This window comes from Halalkalicoccus sp. NIPERK01, assembly GCF_030287405.1.
Lineage (GTDB): Archaea > Halobacteriota > Halobacteria > Halobacteriales > Halalkalicoccaceae > Halalkalicoccus.
In genome coordinates this window covers 1-17,364 of sequence record NZ_JASVVV010000007.1, presented here as the reverse complement: position 1 = coordinate 17,364, position 17,364 = coordinate 1, and the positions used below count along the sequence as shown (strand labels likewise).

16 protein-coding genes are annotated in these 17,364 nt (G+C 63.6%); 11 read left to right on the top strand and 5 right to left on the bottom strand.

What is annotated here, in order from left to right; genetic code table 11:
- The first annotated feature begins 4 nt into the window (after nt 1-4).
- Both QRT08_RS15970 and QRT08_RS15965 read left to right on the top strand, forming a co-directional pair.
- Complete coding sequence (locus QRT08_RS15970) at nt 5-1,501, top strand: tripartite tricarboxylate transporter permease (protein ID WP_286046971.1); 1,497 nt, start codon at nt 5-7, stop codon at nt 1,499-1,501.
- Between the two features lie 231 nt (nt 1,502-1,732).
- The gene (locus QRT08_RS15965) at nt 1,733-2,149 is read left to right on the top strand and encodes a universal stress protein (protein WP_286046970.1); all 417 of its coding nucleotides are present in this window, start codon (nt 1,733-1,735) and stop codon (nt 2,147-2,149) included.
- A 335-nt stretch (nt 2,150-2,484) separates the two neighbouring features.
- Here the strand turns inward: QRT08_RS15965 and QRT08_RS15960 are convergent, their stop codons facing one another.
- The 4 genes from QRT08_RS15960 to tcuA all read right to left on the bottom strand — a co-directional run bounded on the left by QRT08_RS15960 (nt 2,485) and on the right by tcuA (nt 7,058).
- A complete protein-coding gene (locus tag QRT08_RS15960) occupies nt 2,485-3,255 on the bottom strand; it encodes an IclR family transcriptional regulator (RefSeq protein WP_286046969.1) in 771 nt (256 codons plus the stop codon).
- 203 nt (nt 3,256-3,458) lie between these two features.
- A complete protein-coding gene (locus QRT08_RS15955) occupies nt 3,459-4,445 on the bottom strand; it encodes an aminopeptidase (RefSeq protein ID WP_286046968.1) in 987 nt (328 codons plus the stop codon).
- Between the two features lie 73 nt (nt 4,446-4,518).
- On the bottom strand, nt 4,519-5,652 hold the full coding sequence (locus QRT08_RS15950; RefSeq protein ID WP_286046967.1) for a 2-methylaconitate cis-trans isomerase PrpF family protein: 1,134 nt from the start codon (nt 5,650-5,652) through the stop codon (nt 4,519-4,521).
- Entirely contained in the window at nt 5,649-7,058 is a 1,410-nt protein-coding gene (gene tcuA / locus QRT08_RS15945; RefSeq protein WP_286046966.1) for an FAD-dependent tricarballylate dehydrogenase TcuA, read from the bottom strand. Before tcuA ends, QRT08_RS15950 begins: the two co-directional genes overlap by 4 nt.
- 108 nt (nt 7,059-7,166) lie before the next feature.
- Between tcuA and QRT08_RS15940 the strand changes: the two genes are divergently transcribed.
- From QRT08_RS15940 to QRT08_RS15910, 7 genes are all read left to right on the top strand, one after another.
- A complete protein-coding gene (locus QRT08_RS15940; RefSeq protein ID WP_286046965.1) occupies nt 7,167-7,706 on the top strand; it encodes an alcohol dehydrogenase catalytic domain-containing protein in 540 nt (179 codons plus the stop codon).
- A complete protein-coding gene (locus QRT08_RS15935; protein WP_286046964.1) occupies nt 7,634-8,275 on the top strand; it encodes a zinc-binding dehydrogenase in 642 nt (213 codons plus the stop codon). The genes QRT08_RS15940 and QRT08_RS15935 overlap by 73 nt, the downstream gene beginning before the upstream one ends.
- A gap of 105 nt (nt 8,276-8,380) precedes the next feature.
- A complete protein-coding gene (locus QRT08_RS15930) occupies nt 8,381-9,535 on the top strand; it encodes a PrpF domain-containing protein (protein ID WP_286046963.1) in 1,155 nt (384 codons plus the stop codon).
- Between the two features lie 156 nt (nt 9,536-9,691).
- Nucleotides 9,692-10,669: an aminopeptidase gene (locus QRT08_RS15925; RefSeq protein WP_286046962.1), complete on the top strand. Its 978-nt coding sequence runs from the start codon at nt 9,692-9,694 to the stop codon at nt 10,667-10,669.
- Between the two features lie 107 nt (nt 10,670-10,776).
- The gene (locus QRT08_RS15920) at nt 10,777-11,829 is read left to right on the top strand and encodes a Bug family tripartite tricarboxylate transporter substrate binding protein (protein WP_369684856.1); all 1,053 of its coding nucleotides are present in this window, start codon (nt 10,777-10,779) and stop codon (nt 11,827-11,829) included.
- A gap of 87 nt (nt 11,830-11,916) precedes the next feature.
- Nucleotides 11,917-12,540 (top strand): tripartite tricarboxylate transporter TctB family protein, encoded by a 624-nt coding sequence (locus tag QRT08_RS15915; RefSeq protein WP_286046960.1) that lies wholly within the window; start codon nt 11,917-11,919, stop codon nt 12,538-12,540.
- A complete protein-coding gene (locus QRT08_RS15910) occupies nt 12,537-14,063 on the top strand; it encodes a tripartite tricarboxylate transporter permease (RefSeq protein ID WP_286046959.1) in 1,527 nt (508 codons plus the stop codon). The genes QRT08_RS15915 and QRT08_RS15910 overlap by 4 nt, the downstream gene beginning before the upstream one ends.
- A 62-nt stretch (nt 14,064-14,125) precedes the next feature.
- Here QRT08_RS15910 and QRT08_RS15905 read toward each other — a convergent pair whose 3' ends face one another.
- The gene (locus tag QRT08_RS15905; RefSeq protein ID WP_286046958.1) at nt 14,126-15,499 is read right to left on the bottom strand and encodes an SLC13 family permease; all 1,374 of its coding nucleotides are present in this window, start codon (nt 15,497-15,499) and stop codon (nt 14,126-14,128) included.
- 197 nt (nt 15,500-15,696) lie between these two features.
- Between QRT08_RS15905 and QRT08_RS15900 the strand changes: the two genes are divergently transcribed.
- Both QRT08_RS15900 and QRT08_RS15895 read left to right on the top strand, forming a co-directional pair.
- The gene (locus QRT08_RS15900) at nt 15,697-16,134 is read left to right on the top strand and encodes a universal stress protein (protein WP_286046957.1); all 438 of its coding nucleotides are present in this window, start codon (nt 15,697-15,699) and stop codon (nt 16,132-16,134) included.
- Nucleotides 16,127-17,104: an NAD(P)-dependent oxidoreductase gene (locus QRT08_RS15895; protein ID WP_286046956.1), complete on the top strand. Its 978-nt coding sequence runs from the start codon at nt 16,127-16,129 to the stop codon at nt 17,102-17,104. The genes QRT08_RS15900 and QRT08_RS15895 overlap by 8 nt, the downstream gene beginning before the upstream one ends.
- Nucleotides 17,105-17,364 lie beyond the last annotated feature (260 nt).

Genomic DNA, 17,364 nt, shown 5'->3' with positions numbered 1-17,364 from the left:
AACGATGCAAATAGGAATAATCGTCGAGGCGGCGCAAGTACTGCTCACACCAGCGAACGTACTTCTGATCATCATCGGGGTCTGTCTCGGGATGGTCGCCGGGTCGATTCCGGGATTTACCGGCACCAACACCGTCGCGATCGCGCTTCCGTTTACCCTTCCGATGACGGCGGAGATCGCACTGGTGTTCCTGTCTAGCTTGTACGTCGGGGCGAACTATGGGGGTGCGATTCCCGCGATCCTGATCAATACGCCCGGGACCTCCGGTGCGACCGCGACCGTTCTGGACGCGTATCCGATGTCACAGAAAGGCCAAGCAGCGAACGCACTGGGGATCTCCCTCCTCGCGAGCGTCATCGGCGGGTTTTTGGCCGCGGTCGCGTTGCTCGTACTACTGGACCCCATCGGAGACATCGCGTTCATGTTCACGAACCGGGAGATATTCGTGCTGGCCCTGTTCGGTCTCGCTGCCGTCGCGGCCACGCTGGGGGACAACCTCCGGAAAGGACTCATCGCCGGATTCTTGGGGTTAACGATCGCGATGATGCCGGTCGATCCTACGACGGGGCAACGACGGCTCGATTTCGGGTTCTTCGCTCTCTACGACGAGGTCCCGTTCATCCCGATCGTCGTCGGGTTGTTCGCCATCTCGGAACTCTTCTTCCTGATCAAGCGTGAAGCGATCAGCCAGGACACCGATATCGATATCTCCTCCTACACCGAGGTGATCGAAGGCTGTAAATACGTCCTCTCCCGGCCGTTTCAAACGCTCCGTGCAGTAGTTATCGGCACGCTCGTTGGGGCGATGCCCGGCTCCGGAGCGACGTTGGCGAACTTCCTCAGCTGGGCGATAGCGAAGACGTCCTCCAAAACGCCCGATCGATTCGGGAAGGGTAATCCGGACGGCGTCATCGCATCCGAAGCCTCGAACAACGCCGTTACCGCCGGCGCGTTGGTCCCGACATTGGCATTGGGAATCCCCGGCAGCGGTACGACAGCCGTCATGTTGGCCGCGTTGTTGCTCCATGGCGTCGTCCCCGGTCCCGAACTGATGATCGACTACGAGCTCGAAGCGTACGTTATCATGGTCTCCCTCCTCCTCGCGAACATCATCCTCCTCGTGTTCGCGTTCTGGGTCTCGAAATACCTCGTCAGGGTCATCACGCTGCCGGCGAGTCTCCTGGTCCCGTCCATACTGGTGTTGACGGTTGTGGGGACGTATGCCGTCAGGGTCCAGATATTCGATATCTGGCTCATGATCCTATTCGGCGTCATCGGGTTCGTGATGCGGAAGAACGATTATCCGCTGGTCCCGTTGCTCTTGGGCGTGATTCTCGGTCCTATCGCCGAAGGCGCGTTCCTCCGCAGCATGCTGATCAGTGGTGACGATCCGCTGGTGTTCCTCGCCGGGCCGATCACGAAGATCCTATGGGTCTTGATCCTACTCGTCCTGTTTGGCCGCCCGCTTTACAATCGCGCCTCGGATCGGTTCCTCTCGTGATCCGCTTTCTGTGGTAACGAACGTGCGTGTTACCGATCTACCCTCTTCGACGCACCTGTTTCGTACGTATACAGTGTGATCACGACTCACGGATCGTTCGGACCACGTTCGAAGTAGTTCGAAGTTGTTCTTCCTCTCGTAAACGGGGGTGTAGATCATCACGCGACTAGCGGTACTCGATGGAACTGTCTTTTCGTCGTACTTATGAATACCGAGTGTGAAACAGATCCCATGACCATCGTCGCTGCCATCGATATCGATGACAACGCCGAGCGAATCGTTTCGGAAGCCGCAGAACTCGCGACGGCGTTCGACGAAGACCTACACGTCGTACACGTTAGGGAGCTCTCGGAACTGAAACAGGGTCCAGAGGGTGACGCGGCGGTCGACAGACGGAGTGTTCAACAACAGGTGCGCGACGAGGCCGCGCGTGTCGCATCAGCCATCACCGACGACTTCACCCCGATAGGGCTGATCGGCAAGCCGGCGTCCGAAGTCGTTTCCTATGCCGCTTCTCAGGACGCGACCTACCTCGTTATCGGCGGAACGAAACAGTCTCCCGTCGGGAAGGCCGTGTTCGGCAACACTACTCAGCAGATCCTTCTCAACGCCCCGTGTCCGGTCGTGACGACACCGATAGCAAAGTAAACGGCAGTTCCCATCCTCCGACCGATTGGAGAACTCCTGGAGGACCTCGAACCTGATTTCGTTCGAGATTCCCACCGAGAGGTCCGATAACTCCTAAGCAGATCGTAACCTCCTCAGCCCATACATTCGATACGGGACGATACTCGACGCGAGCACTCCCCCCTTCCAGACGCCGGTCGTGAAGGATCGATGAACCCATCAACTGGCGTCGGGTCACTAGCCTTCAATAAAGATACCTCTAACCGGACCTTCATTAGCCGTCAATATAATTCCTTCGTACGTGATTATTCGGCCCTCGGTCCATCCCGGCGATTATTACAAGCGTATCGATGTAATCATCCGCTGTATTTGAGGTTGAGTTCGATCTCGTTCGTCGCGCCGAGGAGGAGATTCGGGATCTCCTCGCTGAGTTTGTCGCCTTTGAACCGCTGTGCGGGACCCGAGATGCTTATCGCACCGAGGACCTGCCCATCCGGACGTTTGACGGCCGTTCCGGCCGCATTCAACCCCATCACCGACTCTTGCTTGTTGAACGCGACCCCGCGATTCGCGATCTCTTGGAGTTCCTCGAGGAGCGTCTCCCGATCGGTGATCGTGTTCGGCGTTACCCGTGAAAGGCCCCGTGTATCGATGATCTCCTCCACGCGGGTTCGGGGCAGTGCTGCCAGGATCGCTTTTCCTGCGGCGCTACAATGAAGCGGGCCGCGTTTACCGATATGGGCGTCCGTCTGGACCGCGTCTTCGCCGACGGATGCGTGGATGTAGACTCGCTGACCGTGTTCTTCCGTGATGAACTGGACTCGCTCGCCGGTCGTCAGCGCGAGCTGCTGGACTTTGTCCTTCGCGAGCTGGTAGCCCCGCTCGTTGTGTTGGATGTAGCCGCCGATCGTGAGAAACCGAAGGCCGAGGTGGTAGACGTCGCCCCGCTTCGTGACGTAATCGTGCGCCCGTAGCGTCGTGAGATGGCGGTGGATCGTGCTCGGTGCGGCGTCGAGGTGATTCGCGATCTCGTCTATTCGTCCCCCATCGAGTTCGTAGAGCGCATCGACGACTTCCAGGGAGGTTTCGGTCGTCTTGAGCCGTGAGGGCCCCGGTTCGTTCGCCATAGCCGACCGTTGGTGACGCTAGTATATAAGATCCCGCACAGTGGGATTCTCGCTTCGAGAGCGATAATTCCGCTCCTATGCGGTGAATATTAATCACGAACCCGGGATTCATCCCGGAGACTGGGATCACAGGGCTCGCAGCACGAGTCGATCTCGAATGTAGTACTTGTTCGAAAAAAGAGCGCTCGCTGTCGGGGAGCGAACTAGTCTAGCAGTTCCCGGCGGAGCGTACCGTCGTCGACCACCGTCGTGCCATCGAGTTTTACGGTCGGTGATTTGATCACGCCATCGAGGTGGATATCGCTCTTCGTCGTTCCGCCGAGCGATTCGTTGTCCCCGACCGCGAAGTGGATAGTCCCCTCGCGTTTCTTGTCCTCCGCCGTGTTTCCGATCAGCTTCGCCTTCGGGTTCGTTCCGATGGCGAACTCGGCGAGGTTGCGGGCGTTCTCGTCGGCTCCCTCGAATATCTCCTCCAGTTCTGCCGCCTGCGTCCCTCCCTCGACGTCGACGACGAACCCGTCTTCGAGGGTCAGCTCGATCGGCTCCTCAAGACGGCCGAGGTTGTCCATCGCGACGTCGATGACGATGGTCCCGTTGGCCGTTCCCTCCGCGGGATGTGTCGGTGCCTCGCCCGGCGGAAGCGTCGCGAAGCCGTACTCCTCGTGGAAGTAGCCGTCGAGGGAGAACGACTGACACCCCTCTATGCTGAACTCCACGTCCGTCCCTCGATCGCTGGTGACGACGGCCTCCTCGGCGTCCGTGATGATCCGGGCCATCGCCTCCGTTCGGCGGCGGAGCGACTCGAAATCGACGGTCATCGCGCCGTCGATCATCATCTCCTCGGTGACCCCTCGAAGCACTCCTATTCGAGTTCCCTCCTCGGCCGCCCGCAGTCGGGCCCGAGTATGGGTGATCGCGTGTGTCGTACAGGTGAACGCCACGTCGGCGGTCGCCATCGCGTCCGCGACGGTCTCCAAGGGTTCGTTGCCGTGACTCTCCAGCGTCGGCATGACCGACGTCACCACCTCGGCGTCGACACCGTTCGCCGCCGTTGCGATGCTCTTGCCCACGCCGAACGTCTTCGGGTCGGTGAGAACCAGCACTTCCTCTCCCGGCTGTACATCCAGGCATTGTTCGACGATTCCACGCGAGGCTGAGGCCATCTCCACATCGATCATGTCCTGTGACATTGTCCCACAATGCCGCTGCCGTACCATATATCTTCGTTTATCGGTTGGAACACGCAGGGAAGGACGGCCCGGCTTACGGGGTATAGAACCCGGTCCCTTCCATCAGGCGCCGTTGGGTCCGGTACACGGTGACGCCCTCGACCGTCCCGGCCTCCCGATCCACGTCCGCGCTCGCGGACATGGTCCCCTTCGGGTGGCCGAGCGTCACGGTCGCGCCGTCGAGGTCGGCCACCTCGTTCGGGATCGTCCCCGGCAGGAGCGCCGCCGCGGCGGTACAGGAGACGCCGGTGACGGCGTACACCGGGTGGAGCTTCTGCATGCTCATGTAGCGCGCGACGAGGTTCACCTCGTCCGCGTCGACCGAACCGCCCTCGGGCGTCTCGTAGTCCGTCGGCTCCGCCACGAAGACGAGCTTCGGGTAGCCCGGCGATTCGATCGAGGCCCGCTCGGGGTCGTCGACGAGCCCGAGTTCGGCACAGATCGTGGCCCGGATCCGTTCGAGACGCTCGAGCAACTCGGGGTCGCCGTCGATCTCCTCCCGTCCCTCGGTCGCCGTCAGCCCGATGTCGGCCGCGCGCACGAACGCGATCGGCGTCGTCACGTCGACGACGCTCATCTCGAGCGGCTCGCCGTCGATCTCGCGCTCGATCGTCGGCCCGCCCAGCGGGAACAGCTCGTCGGTGACGGCGCCGGCCGGATCGAGGAACGTCGTGTCGATCCGGGCCCCGGTTCCCGGCACGCCGTGGACCTTGAAATCGCCGCGCGTGGCCGCCCGCCCGTCGTTCGTGAGCGGAACGCGCTGTTCGATGTGGGCGTCGGTGTTGGTGTTGTAGAGGCGCAGATCCACGACGTCCGCCTGGGGATCGACGTCGACGAGCCCCTCGTCGATCGCGAACGAACCGATGGCGCAGGTGAGGTTCCCACAGTTGCCGCCGTAATCGACGACCGGCTCGTCGACGGCCACCTGCCCGAACGTATACGAGACGTCCGCGTCGGTATCAGTGGCTGGACCGACGAGCATCAGCTTCGAGGTGGTCGACGTCGCGCCACCCAGGCCGTCGATCTGCCGGTCGTCGGGGCTGCCGAACAACGAGAGGATCGCCTCGTCGCGGTCGTCCTCGGGTACCTCCTCGTCGCGGATGAACACGCCCTTGCTCGTCCCGCCGCGGACGAGGGCACACTCGAGCGTCCGCTGGTCTCCGATCATCGGTTGGCCTCCAGGTACTCCGCGCTCTCCTCGGCGGCGATCCGTCCGAACACGGCGCCGTTCGCGAGGCCCGTCCCGCCGGGATAGTTATCGAAGAAGAGGCCGCCCGTCGTGTTGCCGGCGACGTAGAGCCCGGGGATGGGTCGACCGATCGTATCGAGCGCGCGCGCACGGTCGTCGGTCGCGGCGCCGCCGAAACCGAAGGTGATGCCGCCGGTGACGCGATAGCCGTGATACGGCGCCTCGTCGAGCGGGAGCGCCCAGTTCGACTTCTCGAGGTCCAGTCCCTCCGTCCGATTGCCGTCGAGCGAGTCGGGATCGAACTCCCCGGGATCGGTCGCCGCGTTGAACGCCTTGATCGTATCGGCACCGGCCGCTGGCGACTCGCAGCCGAGCTCCTCGAGGACGCCCTCGACCGTGTCGCCGGTCACCCAGTCGCCCGGGCCCGTCGCCCGCATGTGTTCGGTGAGCGAGTCGTCGATGACGATGTACGCCTCGTGGCCGGGTTCCTCGAAGATGAGTCGGCCGAGTTTGGCGTAGGTGTGTGCGCGGGCGTCCTCGCCCTCGTCGAAGAACCGCTCCCCGTCGTTGTTGAGCAGCACGCCGTACTGGTAGCCGTCGACGCGGTTCGCCCCGCCCTCGTAGTCGGGCGCCTCGCTGTCGATCAGCGCCATGTGGGCGCCGCCCCACTGCCCGGTCGCGCGGCCGCCCGCGTCGAGCACCATCTCGATCCCCTCGCCCGTGTTGTACCGGCTTCCCCGCACCTTCATCGCGTCGTAATCGGGGCCGTAGTAGCGGGTCCGTTTCTCCTCGCTCGACTCGTAGCCGCCCGCGGCGACGACGACGGCGTCGGCCTCGAACTCGACCTCGCCGTCGTCGGTCCGGGCACGAACCCCCGCCACCTCGCCGTCATCGAACAGGAGTTCGCGGGCCTCGGTGCGGTACTCGAACGTCGCACCCTCGGTTTCTGCCGCCTCGACGAGCGCGCTCACCAGCTGTTCCCCGTCGAAGAACGTCCGCGCGACCGTGTACCCCGAGTTGAGCGGCTCCATGTCCCACTCGACGCCGCGCTCCGTGAGCCACTCGACGGTCGGACCGATCTCGTCGACGATCGTCCGGGCCAGGCCCTCGTCGGCCCGTCCGTTCGTCTGTTTCATGATGTCGTCGTAGAAGTCGTCCGGGGAGTAGTCGTCGATGTTGAACTCGTAGCCGTACCGTTCGAGGTCGGCCTCGGTGGAGGCGACGCGGAACGACTCGCTGTGCCACGTGTGTCCGCCCCGCTTGTCCTTCGGGGACTTCTCGAGGACGGTGACGTCCATCCCGAGTTCGACCGCCCGGTTCGCCGCGCTCAACCCCGCGATACCGCACCCTACCACCACGAGGCGCTGATCGTTAACTGCGTCCATCTCCACGAAGTACCTAAAAGGCGACCACCATAGACGTTTCGCCCTGCAGCCACGCCTCGCTGGATATCGTGTCCGAGGATATTTCTACCAGCCCATGGACTGAGTGGTATGGACGCGATCGTCGTCGAGGGATTCGAATCGTTCAGCGTCGAGGACGTTGACCGCCCCGAACCACGGGAGGGGGAGGTCGTGATCGACGTTTCCCGAGTCCAGTTGAGCGTCACCGAGTGTCTGCTCTACCGCGGTCGGGAGATCGCTCACTACGACGCCGTCGAACGGTCGATCCACGCCGAGGGGGGCGCCCGGTTGTTCGGCCACGAGTTCTGCGGCGAGGTCGTCGAGTGCGGTCCGGCCGTCGAGGCGTTCGGCGTCGGCGACCGCGTGTACGCACCCGGAAAGATCCACTGTGGCTCCTGTCCGTACTGCCGGGCGGGATACGCCAACTACTGTCCGGACACGACCTCCATCGGCTCGATCGGCCGGGAGCGCTCGCGGAGTTCGTCCGGCTCCCGACCGGGCCGCTGCGACGGCTTCCCGACGACATTTCCGACGCGGAGGGCGCCGCGCTCCAGCCGTTGGCGAGTTCCGTCCTCTGTACCGTCGACGCGGGGATCGACCCCGGCGACGACGTGCTCGTCGTCGGCGTAGGAGTGATGGGGTTCCAGTGTGCGTTGCTCGCGAAGCGCTTCGGCGCTGGCGAGGTGTACGCCGTCGACGTCAGGAACCGGCCGCTGTCGATCGCGGCAGACCACGGCGTGAGGCCGATCGACGCCACTGCGACCGACCCAGTAACGGAGATCCGAGCGGCCACCGACGGCCTTGGCGCCGACGTCGCCATCGAAGCCGTCGGCGGCGAGCAGTCACACGCCACCGACGGCGACGATCCCCTCGCGCAGGCGTTCCGTGCGGTTCGTCGCGGCGGGACCGTCCTTCACGTCGGCCACATCGATGGCGATATCGAGATGACCGCTCGCGCCGCTCGATCGAAATCGATTCGGTGGGAGAACCCGCGCAAGGGCGTCGCGGACGTCGGTCCGGGGACCGATACCGGCGACCTCGCCGTCGAACTCGTCGCCTCCGATGCGATCCCGATCGTCAAGTACGTCACGCACGAACTCGACGGCCTCGAGTCGTTCGGAGAGGCGGTGGAGATCACGCTCGACAAAGGGGCGTACGACGCGCTCGGACCGGCACAGATCGTTCTCGGCGACGCATAACACCGGACATTCGTGTTCGTGGCGATCGGTCGCTATCAGGCTGGTTCGAACCGAGGTGAGTGTCGATCACGAACACCTAATACAGCCCTCCGTATGACCCGACGTATGCCGAACCCGGAATCGACGCTACAACGGGGTATCGAGGGCCGTCTCATCCGTGGCGGCACCAGCAAGGGGTTCTTCGCGGACCCGGCGGCGTTTCCGGCGGATCCGACGAAACGGGACGAGGTCGTGCTCGAACTGTTCGGGTCGCCGGACCCGTTACAGGTCGACGGTCTGGGCGGCTCGCACACCCACACGAGCAAACTGATGCTCGTCGACGAGGGCGACCGTTCGGACGTCGACCTCGCCTACCGGTACGCACAGGTCGGTATCGACGAGGCGACGGTCGACTGGGACGGGAACTGTGGCAATCTCGCGAGCGCGGTCGGCGTCTACGGGCTCCTCGACGGCCTCGTCGAACCGACCGAGCCCACGACGACGGTTCGCATCTACAGCGAGAACACGGATTCGCTCCTCGAGCAGGACGTACCGGTCGCCGAGGGCGAGCCCACCCCGTACGGGACCCGCCGGATCGACGGCGTTCCCGGCTCCGGCGCACGGATCCCGACTCGGTATCTGGACCCCTGTGGCGGCATGCTCGGCGCGGCACTTCCGACCGGGGAGCCGACCGACGAACTCGTGGTCGACGGCGAGTCGTACACGGTCTCCATCGTCGATGCGACGAACGTGACGGTCTTCCTCCGTGCGGGCGCCCTGGGCCTCGACGGGACCGAACTGCCGGCGGCCATCGAGGCGGATGCGGGACTTCTCGATCGTCTCGAACGGATCCGGGCGGCGGCGTGCGTCGAACTCGGGCTCGTCGACGACCCCGAGCGGGCCTCGATCGAGCGGCCGACGATGCCGTTCGTCGCCCTCGTCTCCCCGCCTCGGGGGTACGCGACGTCGATCGAGGGTCGCGTCGACGCCGCGGAGATCGATATCACTGCCAGGATGGTGTCCACCGGCCGCCCACATCACGCTTACGCGACGACCGGGGCGATGTGTCTCGCGGCGGCGACGCGGCTCCCGGGAACGATTCCGGCCGACGTCGCCCGCGGGACCGGGGATGCGGTACGGATCGGCCACCCGAAGGGAACGATCCGGATCGGTGTCGATGCCCGTTCCACGGGACCGTCGGTTCGGAGCGTCTCGATCGACCGAACGGCCCGCCTCCTGATGGCGGGAACGGCCTTCGTCCGGGATCCCGATCGGATCTAGCGGCCGTCCGCCCGAAACGGACGAAGCGCGTCGACGACGGTCGGATCCCGTGATCGACGAATTCCGGGGCCTCACTGCCCGGATCTCGCCGATCGTTGGATCGATCGACGGGCCGTTTCAGGAACGTATTAGTAGCCGCCTGTGTGATGTCGGGACATGGACTCCGTTCAGGAGATGAAGGGTGCGAGTATCGTCGTCGAGACCTGTGCTGCCATTGAGCCCGGTGAAGACGTCCTCGTGGTCTCCGACTGGCAGGTCGCCGACGTCGCGGAGAGAGTCGCCGCTGCCGCGAAGGAACGCGACGCGAACGTCACGATGACGCTCATGGATCCGCGGGAATACGACGGGAACGAACCCGAGGACGTCGTCGCGGCGGCGATGCTGGAGGCGGACGTCATCATCACGCCCGTCCACCGGTCGATCACGCACTCGGCGGCGGCCGCCGAAGCGAAGGAGAACGGTGCCCGACTGATCAGCATGGTCAAGTTCACCGACGAACAGCTCGTTCGCGGCGGGTTGTACGCCGACTACGAGGGGATGCGTCCGCACTGCGAGGAGATGGCCCAGAAGTTCTCCGAGGCCAGCGAGGCGCGCGTCACCTCGCCGCAGGGGACCGACGTCACGGTCGATCTCGAGGGCCGCGATGGCAACGCCCACCCCGGTATCGCCGACAGGGCCGGCGAGTTCACCGCCCTGGTACACATCGAGGCGAACATCGCGCCGGTCGAGGGGGGCACCGACGGCACGGTGGTCTTCGACGGGGCGATCCCGAACCTCGACATCGGCGTCCTCGAAGACGAGGTTCGCATGGAGATCGAAGACGGCGCGGTCACCGCCGTCGAGGGCGGGAAGGAAGCCGAGACGATCCGGCGCGTCTGGGAGGAACACGACGACCCGGCCGTCTACAACATCGCCCAACTCGCCGTGGGGATGAACCCCGAGTGTCCGGAGTTCAACGGCTGGTTCTCGAACGACCACGGTCGGTACGGCAACGTGCATTTCGGTATCGGCACGAGCAGCAACCTCGGCGGAACGACGCGCGCCCCGGTCCACTTCGACGCGATGATGGCCGAACCCACGCTCGAACTCGACGGCGAGGTCGTTCTGGAGGGGAGCGATTTCACGTTTTTCTAATGTGACTCTCTGCTGTATATCGCTGGAGAGGCCGCGAGGACGCTGTTTATAGCATACCAAGACGCAATCAAAACCTTTATTTAGTTATACTAGTGTGTCCCACACGCATGAGGGACGAAACCACGGGCCATCGCACTAATCGACGACGGGTCTTGAAGAACGCCGGTATCGCGTCGGCATTGGTGACGGGATTGGCGGGTTGTACCGAGACCCTAACAGGGGGTAGTAGCGGTGGTGGGGACGGCGGAGACGGATATCCCAACAACGACCTGCGGTACATCATTCCCTTTTCAGAGGGGGGCGGAACCGATACGTTCGCCCGACAGATGATCCCCGTCATGGGCGAGGAACTCGGCACCAACATCGCGATCGAGAACATCCCGGGTTCTGCTTCCCTCCGCGGAACGGGCGAGTTGTATCACGCCGAACCCGATGGCTACACGTTCGGTGGGTTCAACCCGCCGTCCACCCCGGTATCCGCGATGGTCAACCCGCCGGATTTCGAGATGCAGGAGCTCAAAGGCGTCGGCGCGTACGCTCGAACCCCGTTCGTCATCGTCGCCAACCCCGAACACGAGATCGAAGGGTTCGAGGACCTGGTGAGTCGGTACCAGTCCGGGGAGCTAGAGACGTTCTCCGGCAAGCAAAAGGGCGGGGTCGATCACGTTCTGGCGCTGTTGATGCGGGACAACCAGGAGTACGACCTCGCCTGGCAGCGTTACGTCGGGTACGACGGGTCCGGTCCCGCAGTCCAGGCGACCGTCTCCGGCGAGGTGCCCGTCGCCATCAGCACCGATACGGCCGCGCAGGGTGCTGCCGAGGACGGGAGGGTCGACACCGTCGTCTCCCTCTCTAGCGAGGGGTCCGGCGTCTTCCCCGACCTGCCGGCGGTCACCGATGTGGGGTATCCGAACATCGATTACCTCGGTCAGCTTCGCCGATGTATGTACGTGCCACCGGAAACGTCCGACGATCACATTCAAACGCTCACCGAGGCGCTCGAAGCGAGCCTCGAAGACGAGGAGCTTCAGCAGTGGGCCGAGGATACGGGCAACGTGCTCGAGTACGGCGGACCGGATGTCGCCGAAACCGCCGTCAGCGACGCCTTCGAGAACATCCCCGATCAGGTCGATCTCGACGAAGTCAGGGAAGCCAACTGAGCCGCTCGACTTCCCTACTAGAGGGCCGTGATACGACCATGAATCACCACCAATACATGTCGTTTACATACACCACCGACTTCCACAATGACGTTTGAAGACCAGTACAAACGGTTCTCGGAGAGGTTCGTCCATCTGGAGACGATCCTTCTCCTGATCATGTTCGTGAGTTCGGCGTACATGCTCTGGGGGACCTTCGGCTTTCAGAGCGCCAGTGCCGCCCGATTCCCCCGGCTCACGGCTGGGACCGTCTTAGTCGGCTCGGCGCTCCTGCTGTCTCGAAACTACCTCCCGGATCGGGTCGCGGCCGTTCTCACCGAACAACCGGAGGTGTTCGAGACCGATGAGGAGCTAGAACAGAACCTCGATCAGTCCACGTCGGAGCAGACCGCTCCCGCCTCGGAAGCGACCGACCTGTCCGTCGTCGGTCGTCCGATTCCCGACTCGCTGTTCACCGCGATCGCGATCGTCGGATACGGGGTGCTCGGATTCGCCATCGGCATCTACCTCGCGACACCGATCTTCGTGTTCGCGTACGCCCGTTGGTTCAAGCTCTCGTGGAAGATGACCATCGCGCTCACCGTTCTCGCGGTCGCCATCGGCGACGTGTTCATGGGACTGCTCGGCGTCCCCCTCGATCGGGGTGAGATCCTGTTCCCCACCGGGGTGTTGAACGTCTCCGGTCTCCCGCTCGTGGGGATCCTCGCATGAGCGGACTCGGCCTCGTTGCACAGGCCGGAACGATCGGGGCGCTGACCGAAGCGATCGGCCTCGTCTTCACCGGGCAAACCCTCCTGTGGATCGTCGTCGGGCTCGTCCTCGGCATGATCGGCGGCGCGCTCCCCGGCGTCGGCTCCTCGTTGAGCATGGCCATCATCCTGCCGCTCACCCTCCCGCTCTCGCCCGTCAACGCGATCATCCTCCTGGTGAGCATGTACAGCGGCGCGATGTACGGCGGGAGCATCGCGGCGATCCTCGTCAACGTCCCCGGCACCGGTGCCGCCGCCGCGACGACGTTCGACGGGTATCCGATGTCGCAACAAGGGCGAGCCGTCGATGCGTTGTCGATGTCCGCGACGGCGTCGTCCGTGGCGGGCTTCCTCTCGGTCCTGACCCTCCTCCTCATCTCGCCGTTGCTCATCGAGGTCGTCCTCCTGTTCGGCTCTCCGGAGAACTTCATGATGGCGGTCCTCGGGTTGGCGATGATCGCCATCGTCGCCCGTGGCTCCGTCGTCAAGGCGATCGTCTCCGGCGGCTTCGGCCTGATGATAACTGCGATCGGTATCGCACCGAACTCGCCGGAACTCCGATACACCTTCGGCCAGATCGGCCTTCGAAACGGCGTCGACTTCATCGCCGCGTTGATCGGGATGTTCGCGATCGCCGAGATGATCAAGCTCGCCGGTCAGGAGGGCGGTATCGCCGACTCCGCGATCGAGATGACCGGTAATCGGCTCGCGGGTGTCCGAGAGACGTTCCAGCACCCGCTGACCCTCGTGAAATCGGGCTACATCGGGATGCTCATCGGGGCGATCCCGGGCGCCGGTGCGACCGTCTCGAACTTCATCGCGTACGGCGAGGCGATGCGGAGTTCGGTCACCCCCGAACGGTTCGGCAAGGGCGAACCGTTGGGCGTGATCGCGGCGGAGGCGTCCAACAACGGCACGATCGGCGGGTCGCTCATCCCGACGATCGCCTTCGGAATCCCCGGCAGCGGATCGACCGCCGTGTTGCTCGGCGGGCTGTTGATGCACGGGCTTCGTCCGGGACCGCAGTTGTTCGAGACCGATCTCCACCTGACGTACACGTTCCTCATCGCGCTGCTCATCGGGAACTTCTTCATTCTGTTCGCGGGCGTCGTGTTCGTCACGCGAATGGGCCGGCTGACGCAGATCGATACCCACGTGATCATCCCGATCGTCGTCGTCCTGTCCATGGTCGGCGGGTTCACCCTCAACAACAACTGGATGGACATCCTGACGGTGATCCTCCTCGGTCTCATCGGCTATCTGATGGTCAAATACAACTATTCGGTGATCGCGTTCGTCCTCGGCGTCGTTCTGGGGCCGATCGCCGAGGAGAACCTCCTTCGGTCGCTGCAGATCTCCGGCGGCGACTACTCCGTGTTCGTTAGCCCGGGGCAACAGCCCATCGCGTTCGCCCTCTTGGTGGTGACGATCCTGATACTCGTCGGCCCGTTCGTCAAACCGCGGCTCGAGCGAGCGTTGTCCTGAGATCTATCGAGGTTCCGCGGCCTCCGTTTCTCGGCTCTGTGCGACCGTTTCGGTGGCGGTACTCAGGTGACGAGAGGCCAGTAGAGGAACCACGACAGCGCGATGATGACTGCCGCGAGGCACATCGTGACGAAGCCGAAGCCGAGCACCTCGCGGTTGGTGAGCGGGCCCCGATCGAACGAGATGAGGACTGCGGACGTGTTGAACGGGAGGAAGGTCGTCGACCCGATGAGGATCAGTACCGATAGCGCGAGGTACAACGGGTTCGCACCGCTGATCTCGCCGAATTCGAGGATGATCGGGAGGACGATCACGATCGCGGCGGAGGCGGTCGAGAAGAACACTCGAATGCAGACGGCCAACACCAAGAGGGTCGTCACTGCCTGCCACGTCGGCAGCGACGAGAACGCCACGTACTGCGTGATGCCGTCGACCACGTACCCGAGCGTTCCGGACGTCTCCATCACGTTGAGGATGGAGAACATCGCCCCGATGAGGAAGAGAACGCCCCAACTCACGTCCCGGATGTCCTCGGTCGTGATGATGTCGATCCCGGGCATCGCCAGTACCACTCCGGCACCGATCGCCGGAACGATCGTCGGGAGCCCGACGAACGACCCGACAATCCACCCGAGGATCGCACCGAGCATCACGACCGCGACGATGCGCTGGTCGCGCGTCAGCGGCGACGGCTCCTCGTCGACGTCGGCTCCCAGTTCCCCCTCGTCGGTGCTCTCTTCGACGGTAACGGTATCATCGACGCCGTAGATCACGCCGGCGCTCGTCGCTGCCAACCCGTAGAGGGCCAACGTGGGCGGGATCATCAGAACCCCCCACTCGACCCAGGTGACGGTCCTGACCGTGGAGTTGACGATCTCCGAGGTGATGATCGCCATGCCACCGCCCGTCATCAGGGCCATCGACGCGATCGGGTTCACGTGACCGAGGAGGATGAACGAGGAGCGGGTGAAGCTACTGTTCTGATCCAGTCCGTAGACCGACGTCAGGCGGCGGACGACCGGGATGAACGTCACCGTCCGGGCCATGGCGGACGGCATGAAAAACGACAGGATCAGCAGATTGCTGGCCAGCGATCGAATCGTTCGGCGGGGCGTGCTCTGTGACGACAGGAGCCCCTTTGCGACGCGGTCATCGAGCTCTACCGCGGAGATCGCGTTCCCCAACAGCAAGAGGACGAACAGGAAGAAAAAGAGCGTGGACGCGTAGCCGATGGCGGCTTCCTCGAACGTCTCCGTGAGCCCCAGCGTGAACAACAACACCACGCTCAGAACGCTCGAGAGGGTGTAGGGAACCGCCTTCGTGAGCCACAGCACGAGCGCGAAGAAGAACACCGTTAGCACCGACTGTATCTCGGGGGTCATCCCTGCCGGGGGTGGAGAGAGGACGCCGACGACGAGCACGACCAGCGCAAGCACCAGTCCAAAACCCCGCACAGAAGGGAGAAACGGCACGATACTCGTCCCTCGGAACCGATCCAATCGCATTACCGATCCTATTTCGCTCCTCTGCAAAAAGTTACCGAAGCGCCCGGTTTCAACCGGTAGTTCCGCCGGGCCCGAGTGCCGGAATGAGGATGACTTATAAGTGTCCCTCGTTTCTGTATACCGGTAGCATGGTCGTTATTGCCGCGGTCGATAGCCAAGCGACGGGATCCGCCGTCGTGAGCGAAGGACGGACGCTAGCGGACGCGATGGGTGAGCCGTTACACGTCGTGCACGTGTTGAACCAGTCGCGGTTCCGCGAACTCGAACGGACGAGCCTCGATGAGACGGGAGAGCCGATCGACGTTGAAACGATCCGGGAGATGGCCACGGACATCGCCGATGACGTCGCCAGCGCGACTCTCGAGACCGGGTATACCGCCGTCGGCCTCGTCGGTGATCCCGCAGAAGCGGTCCTGAAGTACGCTGCCAACGAGGACGCCTCCTACCTCGCTATCGGCGGGCGAAAGCGCTCGAAAGTCGGCAAGGCCCTCTTCGGTAGCGTCACTCAATCCGTCCTGCTGGATGCTGACGTCCCCGTCCTCACGGTGATGAGCGACGATGACTGAGCGGCCCTCCGAGCCCGTCTACGGGCTCGTCGATCAGGACGTCAAACCCCGCGATCGATTGCTCGAGCGAATCGGCGATCGCTTCGCCCTCGACGTGGGTGTCGCCCCGACGGAACCGGCCGTCATCGAGAAACTGCGTGGGAAACGGGTCCTGTTTACGACCTCGCGACTGCCGCTTACGGCCGACGTGTTCGAGGCGACTGATTCGTTGCGACTGGTCTCGAAGATCGGTACGGGGCTCGACAGCATCGACCTCGAGGCGGCGGCCGCCAACGGGGTGGCCGTTCTCTACACGCCGGGGATGAACGCCCTCTCCGTCGCCGAGCACGCCCTCTCGCTATTGCTGGCCGTCAACCGGAACATCGTCGTCGGTCAGGACGCGCTCCGTAACGGGTTGTGGCGGGACGAAGTCCCCAATGCACGGCCGGTGACGGGGACGACCGTCGGGATCATCGGATTCGGAAACGTCGGAAGTCGGTTGGCCGGGTTGCTCTCCGGGTTCAACGTCGACGTGTTGACCTACGATCCGTACGTCCACGACATCGACACCGACGTCACCGGCGCGGAGCTGGTCGACTTACCGGCCCTGCTAGACGCCTCGGACGCCGTCGTGGTCACGGCCGAACACACGGCGGAAACGCACCGGATGATCGATTCGGCCGTGCTATCGCGGATGAACTCCTCGGCGGTACTCGTCAACACCGCCCGGGGATCGATCGTCGATCAAGAGGCTCTCGTCGACGCGCTAGCGAACGGTACCATTGCGGGGGCTGGCCTCGACGTCTTCGAGGACGAGCCTCTATCAGCCGATTCGCCCCTCCACGACTTCGAGAACGTCGTCGTCACCCCCCATATCGCCGCGTCCTCGATCCGAGCGAGGAGCAACATCATCGACACCCTCGTGGACTGTACACACGACTACTTCGAGAACGAGTCCATCGACGACCGGTTCGTCGCCGTTCTCCCCTGAACGACGCGCCGATCGATTCCCACCGATGGCGGTCTCGGATCGGTAGCCGCCTCCGCGTCTTTGTCATGGTGATCCGATCCGAATTTAATCTATTGAAATTAATAGTGGATTGATCGTCCGTATTCTCGTATCTGCTGGCGATATCACACGATTTTTATAACGCTGATGACTCTGTGGGAGTGCTATGAGCTACGAGCGAGTCGACGTCCCCGACGAGGGTCAGGCCATCGAATTCGACGGCGACCACCTGACCGTCCCCG